Genomic DNA, 18,072 nt, shown 5'->3' on the forward strand with positions numbered 1-18,072 from the left:
TTATTATACTAAGTAATCTTTAAGTTTTTTACTTCTTGATGGGTGTCTTAATTTACGTAAAGCTTTAGCTTCAATCTGTCTAATTCTTTCTCTAGTAACGCCAAACTCTTTACCAACTTCTTCTAATGTTCTAGGACGACCATCATCTAAACCAAAACGCAATCGTAGTACTTTTTCTTCACGTTTAACTAAGGTACCCAATACTTCATTCAATTGTTCTTTTAGTAAGGTAAATGAAGCTTGTTGCTCTGGGGATGGTATGTCATCATCTGGTATAAAGTCACCTAAGTGGCTATCCTCTTCTTCACCTATAGGTTTCTCTAATGAAACTGGATGTTGTGAAATTCTCATGATATTTCGTACTTTTTCTGGTGACATATCAGTTTCAGCAGCTAATTCTTCTATCTCAGGTTCACGTCCTAACTCTTGTACCAATTGTCTTTGTACTCTAATTGTCTTGTTAATAGTTTCAACCATGTGTACAGGAATACGAATAGTGCGTGCTTGATCAGCTATAGCTCTTGTTATGGATTGTCTAATCCACCAAGTTGCATAAGTAGAGAATTTAAAACCTTTTTCCCATTCAAATTTCTCGACAGCTTTTAATAGTCCTAAGTTACCCTCTTGAATTAAATCAAGGAAAGATAAACCCCTACCTGTATAACGTTTTGCTATAGAGACAACTAATCTTAAGTTTGCTTCAGCTAAGTGATCACGAGCTTCTTTATCTCCTTCATCACGTCTTTGTGCTAAAGCTTTTTCTTCGTCAGCTGTAAGCAATTCAACTTTACCAATCTCTTTTAGGTACATTCTTACAGGGTCATCAACAGCAACTTGAGCATTCTTCTTGCTGTCAAAATCATCATCATCTTCATCATCATCGTCATCATCTACATCAATTACGTTGTCAGCGTCTATTGTAACTTCAGCTTCTTCTAAAGCATCTAGTATTTGCTCTGTTTCATCAACATCAATCTCTGCATCTTCAATAGTCTTCATTATTTCACTATATGAAAGAACATTATCATTTCTTGCTGCTTTTCTTAAAAGTTTATCTACTATCTTCCTATTTGCCATATTTCCTCCCTTTATTAAACCTTGGAATTTTATTAATTAAATCAAAGCTTTTTCTAAAACTAATTAAACTCATCTTAAATTTTTCTTAATATAATCTTCAGTCTCATTCTTTTCCTTTCTAACTTTAATAAAATTCTCTCTGATAGACTTTATTTCATTAGGATCAGTTGTTTTGTCTAATTGATTAGAATAGTAGTTGCTAATTCTAGTTAAAAAATCCAACTTAAGATTGTATAAAGACCTTTTTAAGTTAATTTTTGTCTCTTGATAATTATCTTGATTTTCCTCAATTAAATATCTACTTATGCCAGTATTTATTACTTCTCTTAATTCATCATCTTCTTGGTTTAAATAATTGACCAATGTGTTTATATCCATCTGATCACTGCTTAAAAATTTTTCTATAAAATCTCGCATTTCTTTAGCTCTAAACCATTTTTTATTTAATTTTATTTCGGATTGCTCATAAATATCTGGATTAGCTGCAAGCAAGTATAAAGTTTGAAGTTCAAGATTACTAACTACTATATTTTTCTTGGCTGGAGCTTCACTAGATAAAGCATTATTATTTCTATTATTCTCATTATTTTCAGTTTCTGATTCATTAAGCTTATTATTAACTTCTCTTCTAAATCTATTTCTATTAAAAGCTTTCTGTGAGTCATTAGCCTTATTCTGTAATTTAATAGATAATACCTGATTTAAACTTTCCTCAGAAATATTAATTTCATTACTTAAACGTTTAATTGATAACTCTCTGACAACTGCATTATTGATCTCAGAAATTACATCTAAAGCTAAATCTTGATATTCAAGTTTGTTTAAAAATCCATCTTGAGTAGCTAAATTTTTAGCATATGAAAATTTATAATCTAGTGCTTCCATAGCTTCATCTAATACTAACTTCAAATCAGCAGCAGAGTGTTTTTTTAGATACTCATCTGGGTCTTTACTGTCAGGTAAATTAAGAACAAAAGCTTTTACTCCTTTATCTTCTAAAATATCAATATTATGTAAGCTGGCTGTTCTACCAGCACTATCCATATCATAAGCAAGGATAATTTTTTCTCTATACTTACGCAATAATGAGGCTTGTTGCGTTGTCATGGCAGTACCTAGAGTTGCAACAGCTTGATCAAAACCAGCTTGATGCAAACTTATGCAATCCATATAACCTTCAACGACAATTAACGAATCTGACTTTGTTCGCTTAGCAATATTTAATCCATAAACATGTTTTCCTTTAGTGTAAAGCTTGTTTTCAGGAGAGTTTACATATTTTGGTAGACTATCATCCAATACTCTACCTCCAAAAGCAATAATTCCACCCATTGCATCTATTATTGGAAACATTAATCTATTTCTGAACAAATCATACCAGCGATTATGCTTGTTCTTCCTAAACAAACCAGAAGCTTCAATTTCATTAGGGCTAAAGCCTTTTTTTACAATATGATCATATAATCCTTGCCAAGATTCATCAGCATAACCTAAACCGAATCTCCTCGCTGTGCTTACTGAAATGCCTCTTTTATTCAAATAGCTTCGAGCAACTTTACCTGCATCTTGGTTTAACTGAGAAAAATAATATCTAGCAGCTTCAGTATTTAATTCTAATAATCTTTCTTTAAACTTCTTCGCTTCTTGATACTTCTCATCATCCTCATTTTCTAAACTGACTTCAACACCTACAATGTCTCCAAGAAACTTAATGGTTTCTGGGTAATTAAGATGTTCAATATCCATTATAAAGGTAATTACATCTCCACCTTTATGACAACCGAAACAATGAAAGATTTGTTTATTAGAATTTACACTAAATGATGGGGTGCTCTCAGAATGAAATGGACAAAGAGCAAAATTATTTGCACCTGATTTTTTTGTAAAGTTTACATAACGAGAGATGATATCAACAATATCACTTCTGTCTTTAACTTCTGCAATTGTGCTATCAGGAATCCTTGCCATATATTCTCCTTTTTTGAGACTCTAGTTATAGTTACGTAAGAAATAAAAAAACTCCTGCAAAGAATTGCAAGAGTTTACATTTTATTTACATATGATGTTTTAATAATAATTACTCTTCATCAGAAATAGGTTTGATAACTTTGTCGATTGCAACTTTTCTAAAAGTTAAAACTGTATTAGCTACTGATGTGGAGATTGTAACTTCATCGTCTTTAAGGTTTACTACTCTACCAACGATACCACCAACTGTGATTATGTTATCTCCTACTTTTAAGTTATCTCTATCTGCCTGACGTTGTTTTTCTTCTTTTCTTTGTGGTCTAATTAGCATAAAGTACATTAAACCTATCATTAAAATTGGAAGACCTAATGTAGCAATAAAACTAATCAACATTTGTCCACCATTCACATCACCTGTTGCTGCATTAGGTGCTGCTTCTAAAAATACATTTATCATGTTTAGTAAATTGTTCATAAATAACTCCTATTTATCTTTTTTCTAAGCGTATTTTATCATTTATAATAATATCTAACAAGAAGGTTAAAAATAATTTATTTTTTATATTTTATAAAAGATTTTTTCTAGCTTTGGATGCATCAACTCTATCTTGACTATATTTACCATCTCCATAATCAAGTTCAAATTCCTCAATAAATTCTAGATATCTATCTTCAGCAATAGCATCTTGAGCTTGTTTCATAAGATCAATTAAGAAATACAAGTTATGGTATGAAGCTAATCTTAAGCCAAACATTTCATTAGCTTTTAATAGATGTCTTATATATGCTCTGGTGAAGTTTTGGCAGACATAGCATTTACAATTTTCATCAATAGGGATAAATGCTTTTTCTGAAGATTTATCTCTAATAATTAATCTACCAAAACGAGTCATAACAGTACCATTTCTACCAATTCTGGTTGGATTAACACAGTCGAACATGTCTACTCCATGCTTGACTGCTTCAAGCATATAATCTGCAGTTCCAACACCCATAAGATATCTAGGTTTATCTTCTGGCATATAAGGTATAGTTGCCTCTAACATTTCAAAGAATTTTTCTTTTGGTTCCCCAACACTTAGTCCACCAATACCAAATCCTGGAAGATCAAAAGAGCATATTTCTTCAATACTTTTTCTTCTTAAATCTGGATACATTCCACCTTGAACAATACCGAACAAAGCTTGTTCATCAGGTCTTTTGTGAGCTTTAATGCAACGTTCTAACCATCTAGTTGTCCTTTCAGAAGATCTGGCAGCATAATCTCTATCTGCTGGATAAGGTATGCATTCGTCAAATGCCATTATTATATCGGCACCTAAATCATTCTGAATTTGCATAGATTTTTCTGGTGTTAAGAATAACTTTCTGCCATCTATATGTGAACGGAAGTGCACCCCCTCTTCGGTAATATCTTTAGCTTTGGTTAAGCTAAACACCTGAAAACCACCACTATCTGTTAAAATTCCTTTCGGCCATTGCATAAACTCATGCAATCCTCCAGCTTCTTTAACGACGTCTTCTCCTGGGCGTAACCAAAGATGATATGTATTAGAAAGAACAACACCAGCACCCATTTCTTCTAGTTCTCGTGGTGAGATTCCTTTAACAGATGCAGCTGTACCAACTGGCATAAACATTGGAGTTTTGAAACTTCCATTGGGAGTATGCAAAACACCTAATCTAGCCCCTGTCTTTTTATCTATATGAAGAATTTCATGCCAAACAGGAAACTTACTTTTATTAATGTTTTCTTTTGTATTATCCAATTTTATTTACACTCCTTCTGTTTAATAACTCTATATCAAAAAACTTTACCTTGATGTAATCCAGTATAATTATCTTTATTACCTTCAATATACATAGCATCACCGAAACTAAAAAATCTATATTTCTCTTCTACAGCTATTTTATATGCATTTAGGATTTCATCTTTTCCTGCTAACGCTGAAACGAGCATTACTAGTGTAGATTCAGGAAGGTGAAAATTAGTAATTAAATTGTCAATTACTTTAAATTTATAACCTGGATAGATGAAAATATCTGTAGAACTCTTTTCAGGTAAAATATTGTAATTTTCGTCCTGTTTTAAACTTTCGAGAACTCTACAAGATGTGGTTCCAACGGCAATTACTTTGTTACCCTCATGTCGTGTTTTATTTATTAAATCACAAGTTTCTGAAGATATCACGTATTCTTCTGTATGCATTAGATGATCTTCTATTTCATCTTCCTTAACAGGTCTAAAAGTTCCTAATCCAACATGTAAAGTTAAAAATGCTATATTAACACCCTTACTTCTAATTTCCTCTAGTAGCTCCTCAGTAAAGTGTAATCCAGCTGTTGGTGCCGCTGCAGAACCGGAAACCTTAGAATAGACTGTTTGATATCTTTCTTTATCTATAAGTCTTTCGTGAATGTAAGGTGGTAAAGGCATCTCTCCTAATTCATCCAGAACCTCTTCCCAGATTCCTGTAAATTCAAACCTTAATACCCTATTTCCATCTGGAAGAACATCAATAATATCTGCTTCCAAAACATCTTCTTTAAATACAATATGTGCGCCTGTTTTTAATCTTCGGCCAGGATTTACAATAGTCTCCCAATCCGTCTCATTTAGACGTTTTAAAAGCAAAACTTCTACAGGATTTTGTAAAGAAGCTTTTGTACCAAATAATCTAGCAGGTATAACTCTACTATCATTTAATACTAAAGTATCGCCTCTGTTTAGTTGATCTAAAATATCTCTAAAATGCAGATGTTCAATTTCATTTGTTTCACTATTTAAGTGTAATAACCTTGACTCATCTCTATGTTCAACGGGGTGTTGAGCTATTAATTCTTCTGGTAAATCATAATAAAAATCTGATTTTTTCACAGTAATAACCTTCTTTTCTAATTTAAGTTATTTTTTGTTATGCTGGAGCACCAGTTGGTGATTCATGTTGAGATTCTTGTGGTATATCTTCTTGATAATGCCATTCAGATTCATAACGCTCTTTTACCTTTTGAGTAACAGAACTTTGGGCTCCACCATTATTATTATCATCATAAGGTTCTATCAAATATTTCTTTATACCTCTGCTGGCAAAGAAATTTATTAAGAAATTACTCAATCCCATTCCAATACTAAATTGTAAAGCAAAGACTATTACGGCTACTGCTTGTGATGGTATTCCCCAAATAGCTAAGAAAGGTATTGCAAAATTAAATATTAACAATAGTAATAAAATAAAGAAGTTACTTGGAACTTTAACTAATGTTAATATTAGGGCATTTTTATAAATATGACGTAATTTCAAATCGAAAGTTACTATCATTTGATAAACATAAAATTGCATTACGATAATAGTAAAAATAAACATTATTAGAACTGCTCTTAAAACATACAGCAAAATACCTTCTGGCATATTTGCATTATAAAAATAAAATGCATAAATACCTAAACATAAAGCAAAGGCTGAAATAATACTATGTAATAAGCCTTTTTTCCAATTAGTGACTATACTATCTTTAATATCTGACCACAAAAACACAGGTTCTCTTGTTGCAAAATTCCTATAGACATAGGTGAATCCAACATGAATAGGACCAAAAGTAAAAAAGCCTAAACTAAATACTGTAAGTACAAAAACCAAATGACTAGCCAAGAAGAAGTACGATGACATTGTCTCTACAGTTGCACCTTGGGTAAAATCTAAATTTAATTTTTTCAGCACAGCAAGAATATTCTCATATGATAAAGTTGGCAAAATCATAGTTAATAAGTAGAATCCTACGTAATAAAGTAAAGCTATAGTTAGAAGGCTACCAATAAAAGTCATCATACCTAAACCACATATTCTCCAAAACTTACTAAAATAAATTGAGAAAAATTCTCCTAAGGGTCCCTTTTCTGGTTCATCTGGATCAACTCCAGGTCCTTCTTTATTCCAATTCCAAAATGCCATAAATATCTCCTAATTCTATTAAATTAATAATAAAAACTTAAAAACTAATAATTAAATATTATATAATACTTATTTGATTATTGTTATTCTTTGTCGTCCGCTTCTTCATTTATACTTTTTTCTTTATCTTGTTCGTTCTCTTTACTCTTACTCTTTTTACTTTGACGAGTTGGGCACTCTTTATTTGAACAATAAATATAGTCTCCTGATTTCCTCTTCTTCTCTAGCATATAAGATCCACAGGTTTCACATTTTTTATCATCTACAGGCAAATCCCAAGATATGAACTCACAATCAGGGTCTTTACCCTTTTTATCACAAGTATAGAAAATTCTATTTCTCCTACTTTTTCTTGAAACTACTTCTGAACCACAAAGTGGACATTTTCTACCTGTTGAATAATTCATGGTATCTGTGTAGTCACAGTCAGGGAAGCGATTACAAGCTATAAATTTCCCAAATCTACCTACTTTTATTACCAGGTCCCCTTCTCCACATTTAGGGCATTTTTCACCTAGTTCTACTTCTGGAATTTCTACTTTGCTGATAGTATCTTTTGCTTTTTCAATTTCAGCATGAAAATCCGGATAAAATTCTTCAAGAACTTTGATTCCTTCCATTTCACCAGATTCAACATTATCTAAGTTGGATTCCATTTCAGCAGTGAAATTAACATCAACTATATCTGGGAAGTTTTCTTCTAACATCTCAGTGACTAAGAAACCTAATTCTGTTGGTACAAGACTCTTACCGTCTTTCTCCACGTATTGTCTTGCTAATATAGTTGATATTGTAGGTGCATAAGTAGATGGTCTACCTATACCATTCTCTTCCATGGCTTTAATTAAGGAAGCTTCTGTATATCTTGCAGGTGGTTGCGTGAATTTTTGCTCGGCATCAATCTTATCGCAAGTTAAAGCTTCGCCCTCTTCAAGTTCAGGAATTTCTTCTTTTTCATTACTTAGATATTCGTTATATACTTCCATATAACCAGAGAATTTAATAGTTTCCCCTTTAGTTCTAAAAATATGGTCATTACTTTTAGCATCTAATGTTACAGTATCGATTACAGCATCAACCATCTGACAAGCCACAAACCTTGTCCAAATTAGATTATAAAGTCTATATTGTTCTTCAGTTAGCGATCGCTTTACATATTCTGGTGATAAATCAAAGTGTGTAGGTCTAATTGCCTCGTGAGCATCTTGAGAATTAGAACTCTTATTAGCATAATAATTTGCTTTCTTAGGAAGATATTTTTCTCCATAATTATTTTTTATAAGTGAACGTACAGAGTTAATTGCATCCTGAGAAATACGTACAGAGTCAGTACGCATATAAGTAATTAAGGATACTTGTCCATGACCACCAATATTAACACCTTCGTATAGTTGCTGAGCGACACTCATAGTTCTACGAGAGTTAAAGTTAATTCTAGCTGAAGCATCTTGCTGTAAAGTACTTGTTGTATAAGGTGGTTTAGCTTTACGTTTACGTTGTCCTTTCTTTATCTCATGGACTGAGAAAGCATCTTTATCAATATCAGCAAGAATCGCATCTGCCTCTTCTTTTGTATTAACTTTTACTTTCTTTACTTTTCCTGATTTTAAATCACCTTGGTATCTAGCAGAAAATTGTAGTTCATCATTATTTTTACGAAGTTTAACGTCTAAGTTCCAGTATTCTTCAGGTATAAATGCTTTAATTTCTCTTTCTTTATCAACAATCATTTTACTGGTTACTGATTGGACTCTTCCTGCTGAAAGACCTTTTCTTATCTTCTCCCATAGTAATGGACTCAACTCAAAACCAACAAGTCTATCTAAAATACGCCTTGCTTGTTGAGCATCTACTAAATTCATATCAATACTACGAGGATTTTTTATAGCTTCTTGTACTGTTTTTTCAGTAATTTCATTAAAAGTAACCCTACATTTGGAATCCGGATCTAGTTTAAGTATATGAGCTAAATGCCAAGCTATAGCTTCACCTTCTCTATCCGGGTCAGTTGCCAAAATAATATTGTCAGCATCTTTAGCAAGCTTTTTTAATTCCGCAACAACTTTGTGCTTGCCTTTCATGGTGACATATCTTGGTTTAAATTGATTTTTAACATCAACACCAATAGTAGAAGCAGGTAGATCTCTAATGTGACCTACTGATGCTGTTAATTTATATTCGTCACCTAAATATCTTTCAATAGTTTTTGCTTTAGCTGGTGACTCAACGATTACCAAATTTTTGCTCATTAAAACTCCCTAATAATAAATTCATTTATAAATGTCTTAAAACAATGATTAATTAATTTAAAGATTTTGTCAAAAATACTTTTGTACCACTTCTTTTAATGTATCCTAGAGCTTCTAGTTTAGTTAGCTCAATTAGTAATTCACTGATATTAAGATTCAGTCGATTTGCTAATTCTAATTCATTAAACGCTTTTTTGTCTAACAAATTAAATATTTTCAAAGTTAAATTGTCATAAATTAACATCGACGACATATTATTAAACTTTTCTTTTTGAAAATCAATATTTTTACTATACATTTGAAAATCAATATTCATCCAATCAGTAATATCTTTTGCTGAACGAACTAACAAAGCACCATCTTTTAATAGTGAATTACATCCAGCTGAAACATCTTGATAAATAGATCCTGGAACGGTCATTACATTTCTATTCTGTTCAGCAGCAAATTGAGCAGTGATTAAACTACCACTCTTTTCTCCAGCTTCAACTACAAGAGTGTAATTGCTTAAGGCACTAATTATTCTATTTCTAGCTGGGAAGTAAGGTTTCAAAGGTTTAACTCCAGGAGCGTGTTCTGAAATTAAAACTCCCTCCTTTGCTATACTATCTCGTAAACTTTTGTGTTCTCTTGGATAAATTAAATCTATACCATGCGCAAGCACTGCAACAGTAAATATAGAATTTTCTATTGCAACTTTATGGGCACAACTATCTATTCCTCTAGCTAAACCTGATATAATGCAAAAATTATATAAACTTAATTTTGGAATTTCACTTTCAATAAAACGTTGGCCATAAGAACTCATTCTCCTAGTTCCAACAACCGATAAACTATTTATATTACTTTCATTTAATCTTTCTATCTTACCTTTATAAAATATAACTAAAGGAGCATCACTCGATTCATTTAGTAATTTGGGATAATTGTTTTCTCCCCTCATAGTTATTTTTATATTATATTCTCCGCAATTTTCTAATAAAACTTCTAAGTCATTAATACTTAATTTACTATATTTAATAACTTTATTTTCTGAAAATCTTTGTTTAAATAACGTCAAATTTTCTGTTTTGAATAATTCTGATTCAATAATAAATTTAATTAACTCAGTTCTTTTTAAAACTTTTCTTCTCTGAAGTAAGTATACCAGTGCAGCCATGTAATCTTTTACAATTTCAATGTCCATTTATCTTCTCCTATAGGCAAAAGCTTCATAAATATGATTCTCTTCAATCTGTTCTGCTCCATCTAAATCTGCAATTGTTCTAGCAACACGCCAAATATTTTGATATGACCTAATGGAAAGATTAAAGGTATTTGCTAGATCCTCAAAAATTTTCTTATTTTTCTCACTACACTCTAAACTCTTTCGTATTTTATCTAGTGGCGCCCACGCATTTAGAATATATTTGTCTGTATTAAATCTTGATTTTTGAATATCTCTTGCTCTTTGCACTGCATTTTTATATGAATAAAGATCAAATTGATGTCTATCTAAAGTTTCAGCTATTTTATTTTTTTCTAATGCTAATAAATTACAAAACAAAGAAATTCTATCGAAAAATGGGTTATCAAACTTTTGTCTGTACCTAATTATGTCACCATCGCTACATGTACATAAATTATCTTCAAAATAATTACCACATTTACAAGGATTACAAGTGGCAATTAAAATATATCTAGCTTCTTGTAATATCAGTTCACCATGTAATTTTCTTTCTACTAATCCGCTCTCACTTGAAGAACGTAAATTATTAATAACATCATTAGAAAACAACGAAATTTCATCAAGAAACAAAATCCCCTTATTAGCAAGAGCTAGCTCACCTAATGGGTACTTATAACTCCCTCCTAGAATTGCTGCACTTGTCATACTATGATGCACTTCTCTTAAAACACCAAGTTTAAGCTCTTCTAATTGCGGTGGTAAGTTAGCTATAGAGTATCTAATAGCTAAATTGTAATTCTCTTGTGGAGATAGTTCAGGTAATAAAAATCTTGAATATCTTGCCAATGTACTTTTCCCTGAACCTGCAGCTCCTTGCATTAACAAGTGATGACCTCCAGCTACAGAAATTTGGCAGGCTCGCCAAGCAAAAGCTTGAATATCTACCGGAAATTTATTCAATTCATTTAAATAATTTTTATCTTGATTTTCTTTAATTGTGATAGATTTTTCTTCTATGTCTCTAGGTGATTTTAAAGTTTCAACTAACGCTTTTAAATTCGAGTAATATGTTAAATTATCAATAAAATCCTCTATTTCATTACTTGCATTTTCTGGGACTATATAAAATTTGTCTTCTTCACTATTTACACTATGATTATTATCAAAAATAAGAGCATCTGTTAAAGCTAAAGCTCCCGGAACTGATTCAATATTTCCTGTCAAAGAAAGCTCACCCCAGGCTGATAAGTCCAAGTTTTGAGGTATTTGAGAACTTGCCTGTAAAATTCCTAAAGCTATAGCCAGATCAAAACTCGAACCAGACTTATTCAGCCAGGCAGGATTAAGATTTACAGTTATTTTTCTATTAGGCCAGGTAAATCCTGAATTTTTAATAGCTGATCGTACTCTTTCTCTAGATTCTTTGATAGAAGAATCGGCTAAACCAACAACATTATAATAAGGTAAGCCATTATTCAGACTAACTTCTACATTAATTTTTTCGGACTGAGTTCCGCTTATACATGCACTTTTTACTATACTTATTTCCATAAGAATTTCCCCCTTGAAAATATAGTAGTAAAAAGCATTTTTATAAAAATGCTACAAATATAAACAAAAATAAAGTAGAAGTCACAAAAGCTTCTTTGGCATTTAAGATAAATAACAAATCAAATTAAATTAAAGCTACACATATTTCTGCCTAAAATAATGGTACATCGTACTCCTAATCATACCGTTATATAATTTACGTCTTTTATCTGCTTTATGACCTGTATCTTTCTCAAAATCACACGCTGTAATAATGCTCAAGCGAACACCGGGATTAGTAAAGTTTGTTTTCGGATAAAAAACTAAATTAGCTATTCCTTGATTGATCTTAATCACTTCTGCTTCATCAGCCATTCTTTCACCATAAGGTGGATTAGCTAGAAATAAAAATTCATCATTTTTAAAGTATTTATTGAGTTTATCAATATGTAAATCATGTAGATCTAATACTCTAAAGTCTATTACCTCTCTAACGCCAGCACGTCTAGCATTGGCCTTAGCCATACTAATACTTTTGCCATCTATGTCAGAACCAGCAAATTTAACATTGTTTGGATCAAGATCTCCTCTTGGAATTTCTCTTTCAATTGCAGTATTTTTTACTTCATTGAATATTTTATCACCTATAAAAGGCCATTTTTCCGCAGTAAAATCACGTCTAGCTCCAGGAGCTATTTGATAAGCAATCATTGCTGCTTCAATTGGAAATGTTCCAGATCCACAACAAACATCATAAACAACTTCATTGTTTTCCGGAGAATACTGACTTAGCTTAATAATTCCTGCAGCTAAAGTTTCAGAAATAGGAGCTTGGTTTCTATCTAATCTATATCCACGTTTATGTAAGCCTGCTCCAGAAGTATTAAAACTTAGACGAACATTGTTATCTATAATTTCATAAGCAATATGTAAATCCAAGAAATTTCTATCTTCTTTTAACCTAGAATTTTCCTTTAAATCTCTAGCTTCAATTAAAGAAAGAACTATAGCTTTTTTAATTGTACTTTGAATTGCAGATGGAGCAAAAAGATTTGATTTATGTGTATTAGACCTATCAACGGTAAACGCAGCATTATCTGGAATCCAGGTATCCCATTCTAAAGCTTTTACATTATCAAAAAGCTGATCAAAATCATTGGCTTGAAACTCAGCAACGACTAATTCTACTCTTTCTGCGCAGCGTAAATGCACATTACATAACGCCACAGCTTCAGCGATAGACTCTCTATCTTGCTTTAAACTAATCTGAACATTACCATTCCCAAGTTCTACATTTTCTTTTGCAAAACCTAGATCATATAACTCATCTCTTACAACAGATTCTAATCCAAATAATACTGGTAAATTAATTTTATACACAAATTATCTCCTAAAAACTAATGGGTTTATATTATCACAATTGAATATAACATGTATTATAATGCTCTATTATTTCATGCAATGTTAAAACATTTAAATGCTATAATAGCTGATGTTGCTCAGACATTTGGGCAAATCTTGAATTTAATATTTAATATTTAATTTATATACGGAGGATAAACTATGAACTTAGGTATAGTCGGACTACCAAATGTTGGTAAGAGTACATTATTTAATGCAATTACACAAGCTGGAGCTTTGAGTGCTAATTACCCATTTGCAACAATAGAACCTAATGTAGGTGTCGTTGATGTGCCAGACGAAAGATTAGATAAATTAAGTGAAATGTATAATACACGCAGTAGAGTGCCTGCAAAAATAGAGTTTGTTGATATCGCAGGGTTAGTTGCTGGTGCAAGTAAAGGTGAAGGTTTAGGTAATCAATTTTTAGCTAATATCAGAGAAACAGATGCAATTCTTCAAGTTGTTAGATGTTTTGAAAATGACAATATTATTAATGTTAATGATTCTGTTAACGCTGAAAGAGATATCGATATTATTAGTACTGAATTAGTACTAGCTGATCTTGAATGGATTGAGAAACATAACGCAAAGTTAGTAAAACAAGCCAAAGCTGATAAAACTAAGGCAGTTGAACTGGAATTCACCAAAAGATTAGAAGCTCACTTCGCTGATGGCAAATCAGCTAGAACATTTGAAGTCGCAGAGGATGAGCAAGAATTCTATAACGAATTAAGTTTACTTACAGCTAAACCTATTCTTTATGTTGCTAATATTTCAGAAGATGAAATCTCTGATTACTCAGAAAATCCTCATGTAAAAGCTGTAGCAAAACAGGCTGAAAATGAAAACTCAGCCTATATTGTCATCAGCGCAAAAATTGAAGAAGAAATATCAACCCTAGATCCTGAAGAAAAAGAAATGTTCTTATCTGAGTTAGGTTTAGAAGAATCCGGTTTAGATAAAATTATAAAATCATCTTATGATTTGCTAGGTCTCATCTCCTACTTAACTGCTGGTGAAGATGAATGTAGAGCATGGACAATAACAAAAGGAACAAAAGCACCACAAGCTGCTGGTAAAATCCATACTGACTTTGAGCGTGGTTTTATCCGTGCTGAAGTAGTTGAGTCTTCACACTTAATTGAAGAAGGTTCCATGGCTGCATGTAGTGCCAAAGGGCTAGTTAGATCAGAAGGAAAAGAATATGTTGTAAAGGATGGAGATGTCATTCTATTCCGATTCAATGTTTAATTTCTCTTACTTTTTCAAGACAAAGATTAAGGTCATCTCAGTGATGGCCTTTTAATTTTCAATCTTTAATTTCCTTTACTTTAATCATCTAAATTATTTGAATTATCTATTTCATTTAAATTTTCAGTATTTTCTCTTTCCAGGCTATTGCAGTAATCGTAATCCAAGGAAAGATCTATACCTCTTGAAATAAGCTCTGATTTGATAAGCTCTATTACTTTAGTTTCTAGACTTCTGATATCACCATTATTTTCAATGACTATATCGCCCAAACTTGCATATTCTTCCTGAGATAACTGAATACTAATTCTACGAATGGCATCATCGCGATGTATTCCTCTTTTCTCTAATCGCTCAATTCTTAATTCATCATCGGAGCTTACAATCCACACTTGATCACACTTGTCTAGGAAACCCTCTTTGGCTGGTACAGGAACATCCATAGCAACAGCTTTGACTTTTGCTTCTTTGAGCAATCTACGCTTATAATCCATTTCACTAAAAACTTTTCTATGAACTATTAAGCTTAATAAGTCCAAGCTTTTACTATCTTTAAAAACTATATCCGCCATTTTAGCTCTATCTAGTGCGCCATTTTCGTCTATAAATTCAGGGCCAAAAATATCTATAATATCAGATAATGCTGAACCCCCAGCTTTTGTTACTTCATGAGAAATTTTATCCGCATCTAAAACTTCCAAGCCATGAGCTCTCAATATGTCAGCGACTGTGCTTTTACCACTACCTATTCCACCACTAATACCTAAAACAAACATAATTATCCTTCTTCTTGGTTTTTAATCTTTACTCTCATACCAGTTTTCACCAATTTGAACATCGGCTTTTAAAGGAACTTTAAAATCAACAACAGACTCTAATACTTCTTTAACTAATTTTTGGCAAGATTCTACATCTTCCTCTTTTACTTCTATGAGCACTTCGTCATGGACTTGAATTAAAATTTCGGCATCTAAATCAGCTTCTTCTATAGCTGATGATAAATTAATCATAGCCAGTTTCATAATATCAGCTGCAGTTCCTTGTATAGGAGCATTCATCGCTGCTCTTTCACCAAATTTACGTTTATTAAAGTTTTTCTCTTTGAGCTCTGGAATGTAACGTCTACGTGAGAAATATGTCTCAACATAACCATTCTCATATGCAAAATCAATTAAACTTTGCATGTAAGGCTTAACTTCACTAAACAATTCATAATAAGCATCAATATACTCATTAGCCGCTTTCACAGATATTTTTAAATCTTTGGACAAGCTAAATGCTGAAATCCCATAAATAATACTAAAATTAACAGTTTTAGCCATTGATCTTTGCAAGTGGGTTACTTGTTCTGCTGGAATATTAAATATATTGGCTGCAGTTTCGGTATGAATATCTTTATCATTTTTGAAATAATTTAATAAAGTTTCATCACCAGATAATTCAGCCAATAATCGTAACTCTATTTGGCTATAGTCAGCATCTATAAATTTATAACCTGGTTTAGGGACAAAAGCTTTCCTAATTTTCCTACCCTCTTCATCTCTGGTAGGAATATTTTGCAGGTTAGGATTAGAACTGCTTAATCTACCAGTTGTAGTTAACTTCTGGTGAAAAATAGAATGAATTCTACCATCTTCAGCAATTTCTTTTAACAAACCATCAGTGAATGTTGATTGTAACTTAGTAACTTTTCTATAATTTAATACATCGCTTACTATAGGGTTAGCTACTGCTAAATCTTCTAACACATCAGCTGCTGTAGAATAAGCACCACTTGGAGTTTTCTTACTGCTTACTATACCCATTTTCTCATATAGAACTTCAGCCAATTGTTTAGATGAATTTATATTGAATTTATAATTCGCTTCAGCATAAATTTTTTCGGCAAGCCCTTCTGCTGTTTTTTCAAACTCATCACCAAGTTTTCTTAGAATATCTGCTTCGACTTTTACACCAAGCACTTCCATTCTGGCTAGAACTGATATTAATGGGAACTCAATCTTTTCTGCTAACTCAATAAGATTTTTCTCATTGCAATCTTTGTTTAAATTCTCATATAACTCTAGGCTTTCTGAAGCTAGACTTACGATATCTAAAGTTGATTTATCTAGTTTTAATTTATCAAGTTTAGATTCTACAACATTGCCAAGTAATATTTCCCTATTCATAACTGTAGAGAAAATCTCGCTTTCACTTTTACCATCAACTTCATAATTTAATAAATAGGCTAAAATGGATAAATCTACAATCTTATTTGATAAGAACACATTGAATTCTTTAAATATTTTTTTCCAATCATAAGTTACTAATAAAGTGTCATGATTCGCAAAGCTTAAAATTAGATCTCGAACTTCATCTTTTAATAAAGACGCTACAAAAACACTATCAACAGAATTATTTAAACTTACAGTATAGGTCTCACTATTCTTGTTTTTCACTAGATTTAATATCGCAAAATCTTTATTCTTAAATTGCTCTAACAATTGATCTTGGCTTAGTTCAAAAACTCTAACATCCTGTCTTGTAAGATCAATCTTTGACTGAACAATATCCTTTAAATTGAATTTACTAACCAAAGAGGAAAAACCTAGTTTAATAAAAATATCACTTAACTCTTCTTTGTTTGGATTTTGCTTGATAATATGATCTAGATCACAATCGATTTCTACATCTCTATCAATTTTCGCTAAATCATAAGATAAATATGCAACTTCTTTTCCACTATCTAATTTTTTTTGATTTGAGCCTTTTATAGATTCTAAATTAATATATATTTCGTCAAGACTAGGGTACTCCTGCAACAATTTAATTGCAGTTTTTTCACCAATACCTTTAACACCAGGAATATTATCAGAACTATCTCCCATAAGAGCTTTCATGTCAACAATTTGACTTACTTCAATTCCATAATCTTCTTTGACTTTTTCAGGTGTATATATGGTAGTTTTACCTCTTTGACCAGGGTAAATTTGACTAATATTATCGCTCAATAATTGTAAGTCATCTCTATCGCCACTTAGTATATAAACATGATTGTTCTCATCCGCAAATTTAAGAGACAAAGTACCAATTAAATCATCAGCTTCATACCCTGACTTAGAAATAACCTTAATATTCATTGCTTCTAGAATTTTAGTAATCAGTGGCATTTGTACAATTAAATCATCCGGCATTTGGCTACGATTAGCCTTGTATGCAGCGTAAGCCCCCGTCCTAAATGTAGGATCTGAAGTATCAAATAAAACAGCAATATGAGTAGGCTCTACTTGATCTATAAACCTTAATAGCATATTTATAAAAGTATATACTGCTCCTGTAGGAGTCCCATCTGGAGCGGTTAACTGTCCAGATCTAGCTTGTCCATAAAATGCTCTATATGCTATTGAGTGTCCATCTACTAATAAAATTTTGTTCATGTTTGCCTACTTTCTCTTAATAATTCTTAATTTCTTCAACAAATAAAAAAAGCTGTAGC

At 31.8% G+C, this 18,072-nt stretch carries 13 protein-coding genes; 1 reads left to right on the forward strand and 12 read right to left on the reverse strand.

The genetic code is table 11. From position 1 onward, the window contains the following. Positions 1 to 3: 3 nt before the first annotated feature. The 10 genes from rpoD to C5Q98_RS03010 all read right to left on the reverse strand — a co-directional run bounded on the left by rpoD (position 4) and on the right by C5Q98_RS03010 (position 13,322). Positions 4 to 1,077, reverse strand: a complete 1,074-nt coding sequence (rpoD, locus tag C5Q98_RS02965; RefSeq protein WP_106012239.1) for an RNA polymerase sigma factor RpoD — start codon at positions 1,075 to 1,077, stop codon at positions 4 to 6. A 69-nt stretch (positions 1,078 to 1,146) separates the two neighbouring features. Further along, positions 1,147 to 3,045, reverse strand: a complete 1,899-nt coding sequence (dnaG, locus tag C5Q98_RS02970; protein WP_106012240.1) for a DNA primase — start codon at positions 3,043 to 3,045, stop codon at positions 1,147 to 1,149. Positions 3,046 to 3,154: 109 nt separating this feature from the next. Then, the gene (yajC, locus tag C5Q98_RS02975; protein ID WP_242967398.1) at positions 3,155 to 3,520 is read right to left on the reverse strand and encodes a preprotein translocase subunit YajC; all 366 of its coding nucleotides are present in this window, start codon (positions 3,518 to 3,520) and stop codon (positions 3,155 to 3,157) included. Between the two features lie 91 nt (positions 3,521 to 3,611). Further along, complete coding sequence (gene tgt / locus C5Q98_RS02980) at positions 3,612 to 4,814, reverse strand: tRNA guanosine(34) transglycosylase Tgt (protein WP_242967399.1); 1,203 nt, start codon at positions 4,812 to 4,814, stop codon at positions 3,612 to 3,614. 35 nt (positions 4,815 to 4,849) lie between these two features. Then, positions 4,850 to 5,923, reverse strand: a complete 1,074-nt coding sequence (gene queA, locus C5Q98_RS02985; RefSeq protein ID WP_106012241.1) for a tRNA preQ1(34) S-adenosylmethionine ribosyltransferase-isomerase QueA — start codon at positions 5,921 to 5,923, stop codon at positions 4,850 to 4,852. A 37-nt stretch (positions 5,924 to 5,960) separates the two neighbouring features. Beyond that, the gene (locus C5Q98_RS02990) at positions 5,961 to 6,995 is read right to left on the reverse strand and encodes a YesL family protein (RefSeq protein WP_106012242.1); all 1,035 of its coding nucleotides are present in this window, start codon (positions 6,993 to 6,995) and stop codon (positions 5,961 to 5,963) included. 83 nt (positions 6,996 to 7,078) lie between these two features. Further along, positions 7,079 to 9,244 carry a type I DNA topoisomerase gene (gene topA / locus C5Q98_RS02995; protein ID WP_106012243.1) on the reverse strand — a complete coding sequence of 722 codons (2,166 nt, stop codon included), beginning with the start codon at positions 9,242 to 9,244 and terminating at the stop codon, positions 7,079 to 7,081. A 52-nt stretch (positions 9,245 to 9,296) separates the two neighbouring features. Next, the gene (dprA, locus tag C5Q98_RS03000) at positions 9,297 to 10,430 is read right to left on the reverse strand and encodes a DNA-processing protein DprA (protein WP_106012244.1); all 1,134 of its coding nucleotides are present in this window, start codon (positions 10,428 to 10,430) and stop codon (positions 9,297 to 9,299) included. Beyond that, on the reverse strand, positions 10,431 to 11,963 hold the full coding sequence (locus tag C5Q98_RS03005; RefSeq protein WP_106012245.1) for a YifB family Mg chelatase-like AAA ATPase: 1,533 nt from the start codon (positions 11,961 to 11,963) through the stop codon (positions 10,431 to 10,433). It lies immediately after the preceding gene. Between the two features lie 135 nt (positions 11,964 to 12,098). Next, the gene (locus C5Q98_RS03010; RefSeq protein ID WP_106012246.1) at positions 12,099 to 13,322 is read right to left on the reverse strand and encodes a THUMP domain-containing class I SAM-dependent RNA methyltransferase; all 1,224 of its coding nucleotides are present in this window, start codon (positions 13,320 to 13,322) and stop codon (positions 12,099 to 12,101) included. A 183-nt stretch (positions 13,323 to 13,505) separates the two neighbouring features. Here C5Q98_RS03010 and ychF point away from each other — a divergent pair, with 183 nt between their 5' ends. Then, positions 13,506 to 14,597 (forward strand): redox-regulated ATPase YchF, encoded by a 1,092-nt coding sequence (gene ychF / locus C5Q98_RS03015; protein WP_106012247.1) that lies wholly within the window; start codon positions 13,506 to 13,508, stop codon positions 14,595 to 14,597. An 80-nt stretch (positions 14,598 to 14,677) separates the two neighbouring features. Here ychF and coaE read toward each other — a convergent pair whose 3' ends face one another. Beyond that, the gene (coaE, locus tag C5Q98_RS03020) at positions 14,678 to 15,373 is read right to left on the reverse strand and encodes a dephospho-CoA kinase (protein WP_106012248.1); all 696 of its coding nucleotides are present in this window, start codon (positions 15,371 to 15,373) and stop codon (positions 14,678 to 14,680) included. 21 nt (positions 15,374 to 15,394) lie between these two features. After that, positions 15,395 to 18,013, reverse strand: coding sequence for a DNA polymerase I (polA, locus tag C5Q98_RS03025; RefSeq protein WP_106012249.1), 2,619 nt, complete (start codon positions 18,011 to 18,013; stop codon positions 15,395 to 15,397). Positions 18,014 to 18,072 lie beyond the last annotated feature (59 nt).

This window comes from Fastidiosipila sanguinis, from assembly GCF_002998295.1.
In the GTDB taxonomy this organism is placed as follows: domain Bacteria; phylum Bacillota; class Clostridia; order Saccharofermentanales; family Fastidiosipilaceae; genus Fastidiosipila; species Fastidiosipila sanguinis.

Coding starts and splice junctions, on each gene's coding strand:
- rpoD (WP_106012239.1), bottom strand. CDS start 1,077: ATGGCAAATAGGAAGATAGTAGATAAACTTTTAAGAAAAGCAGCAAGA.
- dnaG (WP_106012240.1), bottom strand. CDS start 3,045: ATGGCAAGGATTCCTGATAGCACAATTGCAGAAGTTAAAGACAGAAGT.
- yajC (WP_242967398.1), bottom strand. CDS start 3,520: ATGAACAATTTACTAAACATGATAAATGTATTTTTAGAAGCAGCACCT.
- C5Q98_RS02990 (WP_106012242.1), bottom strand. CDS start 6,995: ATGGCATTTTGGAATTGGAATAAAGAAGGACCTGGAGTTGATCCAGAT.
- topA (WP_106012243.1), bottom strand. CDS start 9,244: ATGAGCAAAAATTTGGTAATCGTTGAGTCACCAGCTAAAGCAAAAACT.
- dprA (WP_106012244.1), bottom strand. CDS start 10,430: ATGGACATTGAAATTGTAAAAGATTACATGGCTGCACTGGTATACTTA.
- C5Q98_RS03005 (WP_106012245.1), bottom strand. CDS start 11,963: ATGGAAATAAGTATAGTAAAAAGTGCATGTATAAGCGGAACTCAGTCC.
- ychF (WP_106012247.1), top strand. CDS start 13,506: ATGAACTTAGGTATAGTCGGACTACCAAATGTTGGTAAGAGTACATTA.
- coaE (WP_106012248.1), bottom strand. CDS start 15,373: ATGTTTGTTTTAGGTATTAGTGGTGGAATAGGTAGTGGTAAAAGCACA.
- polA (WP_106012249.1), bottom strand. CDS start 18,013: ATGAACAAAATTTTATTAGTAGATGGACACTCAATAGCATATAGAGCA.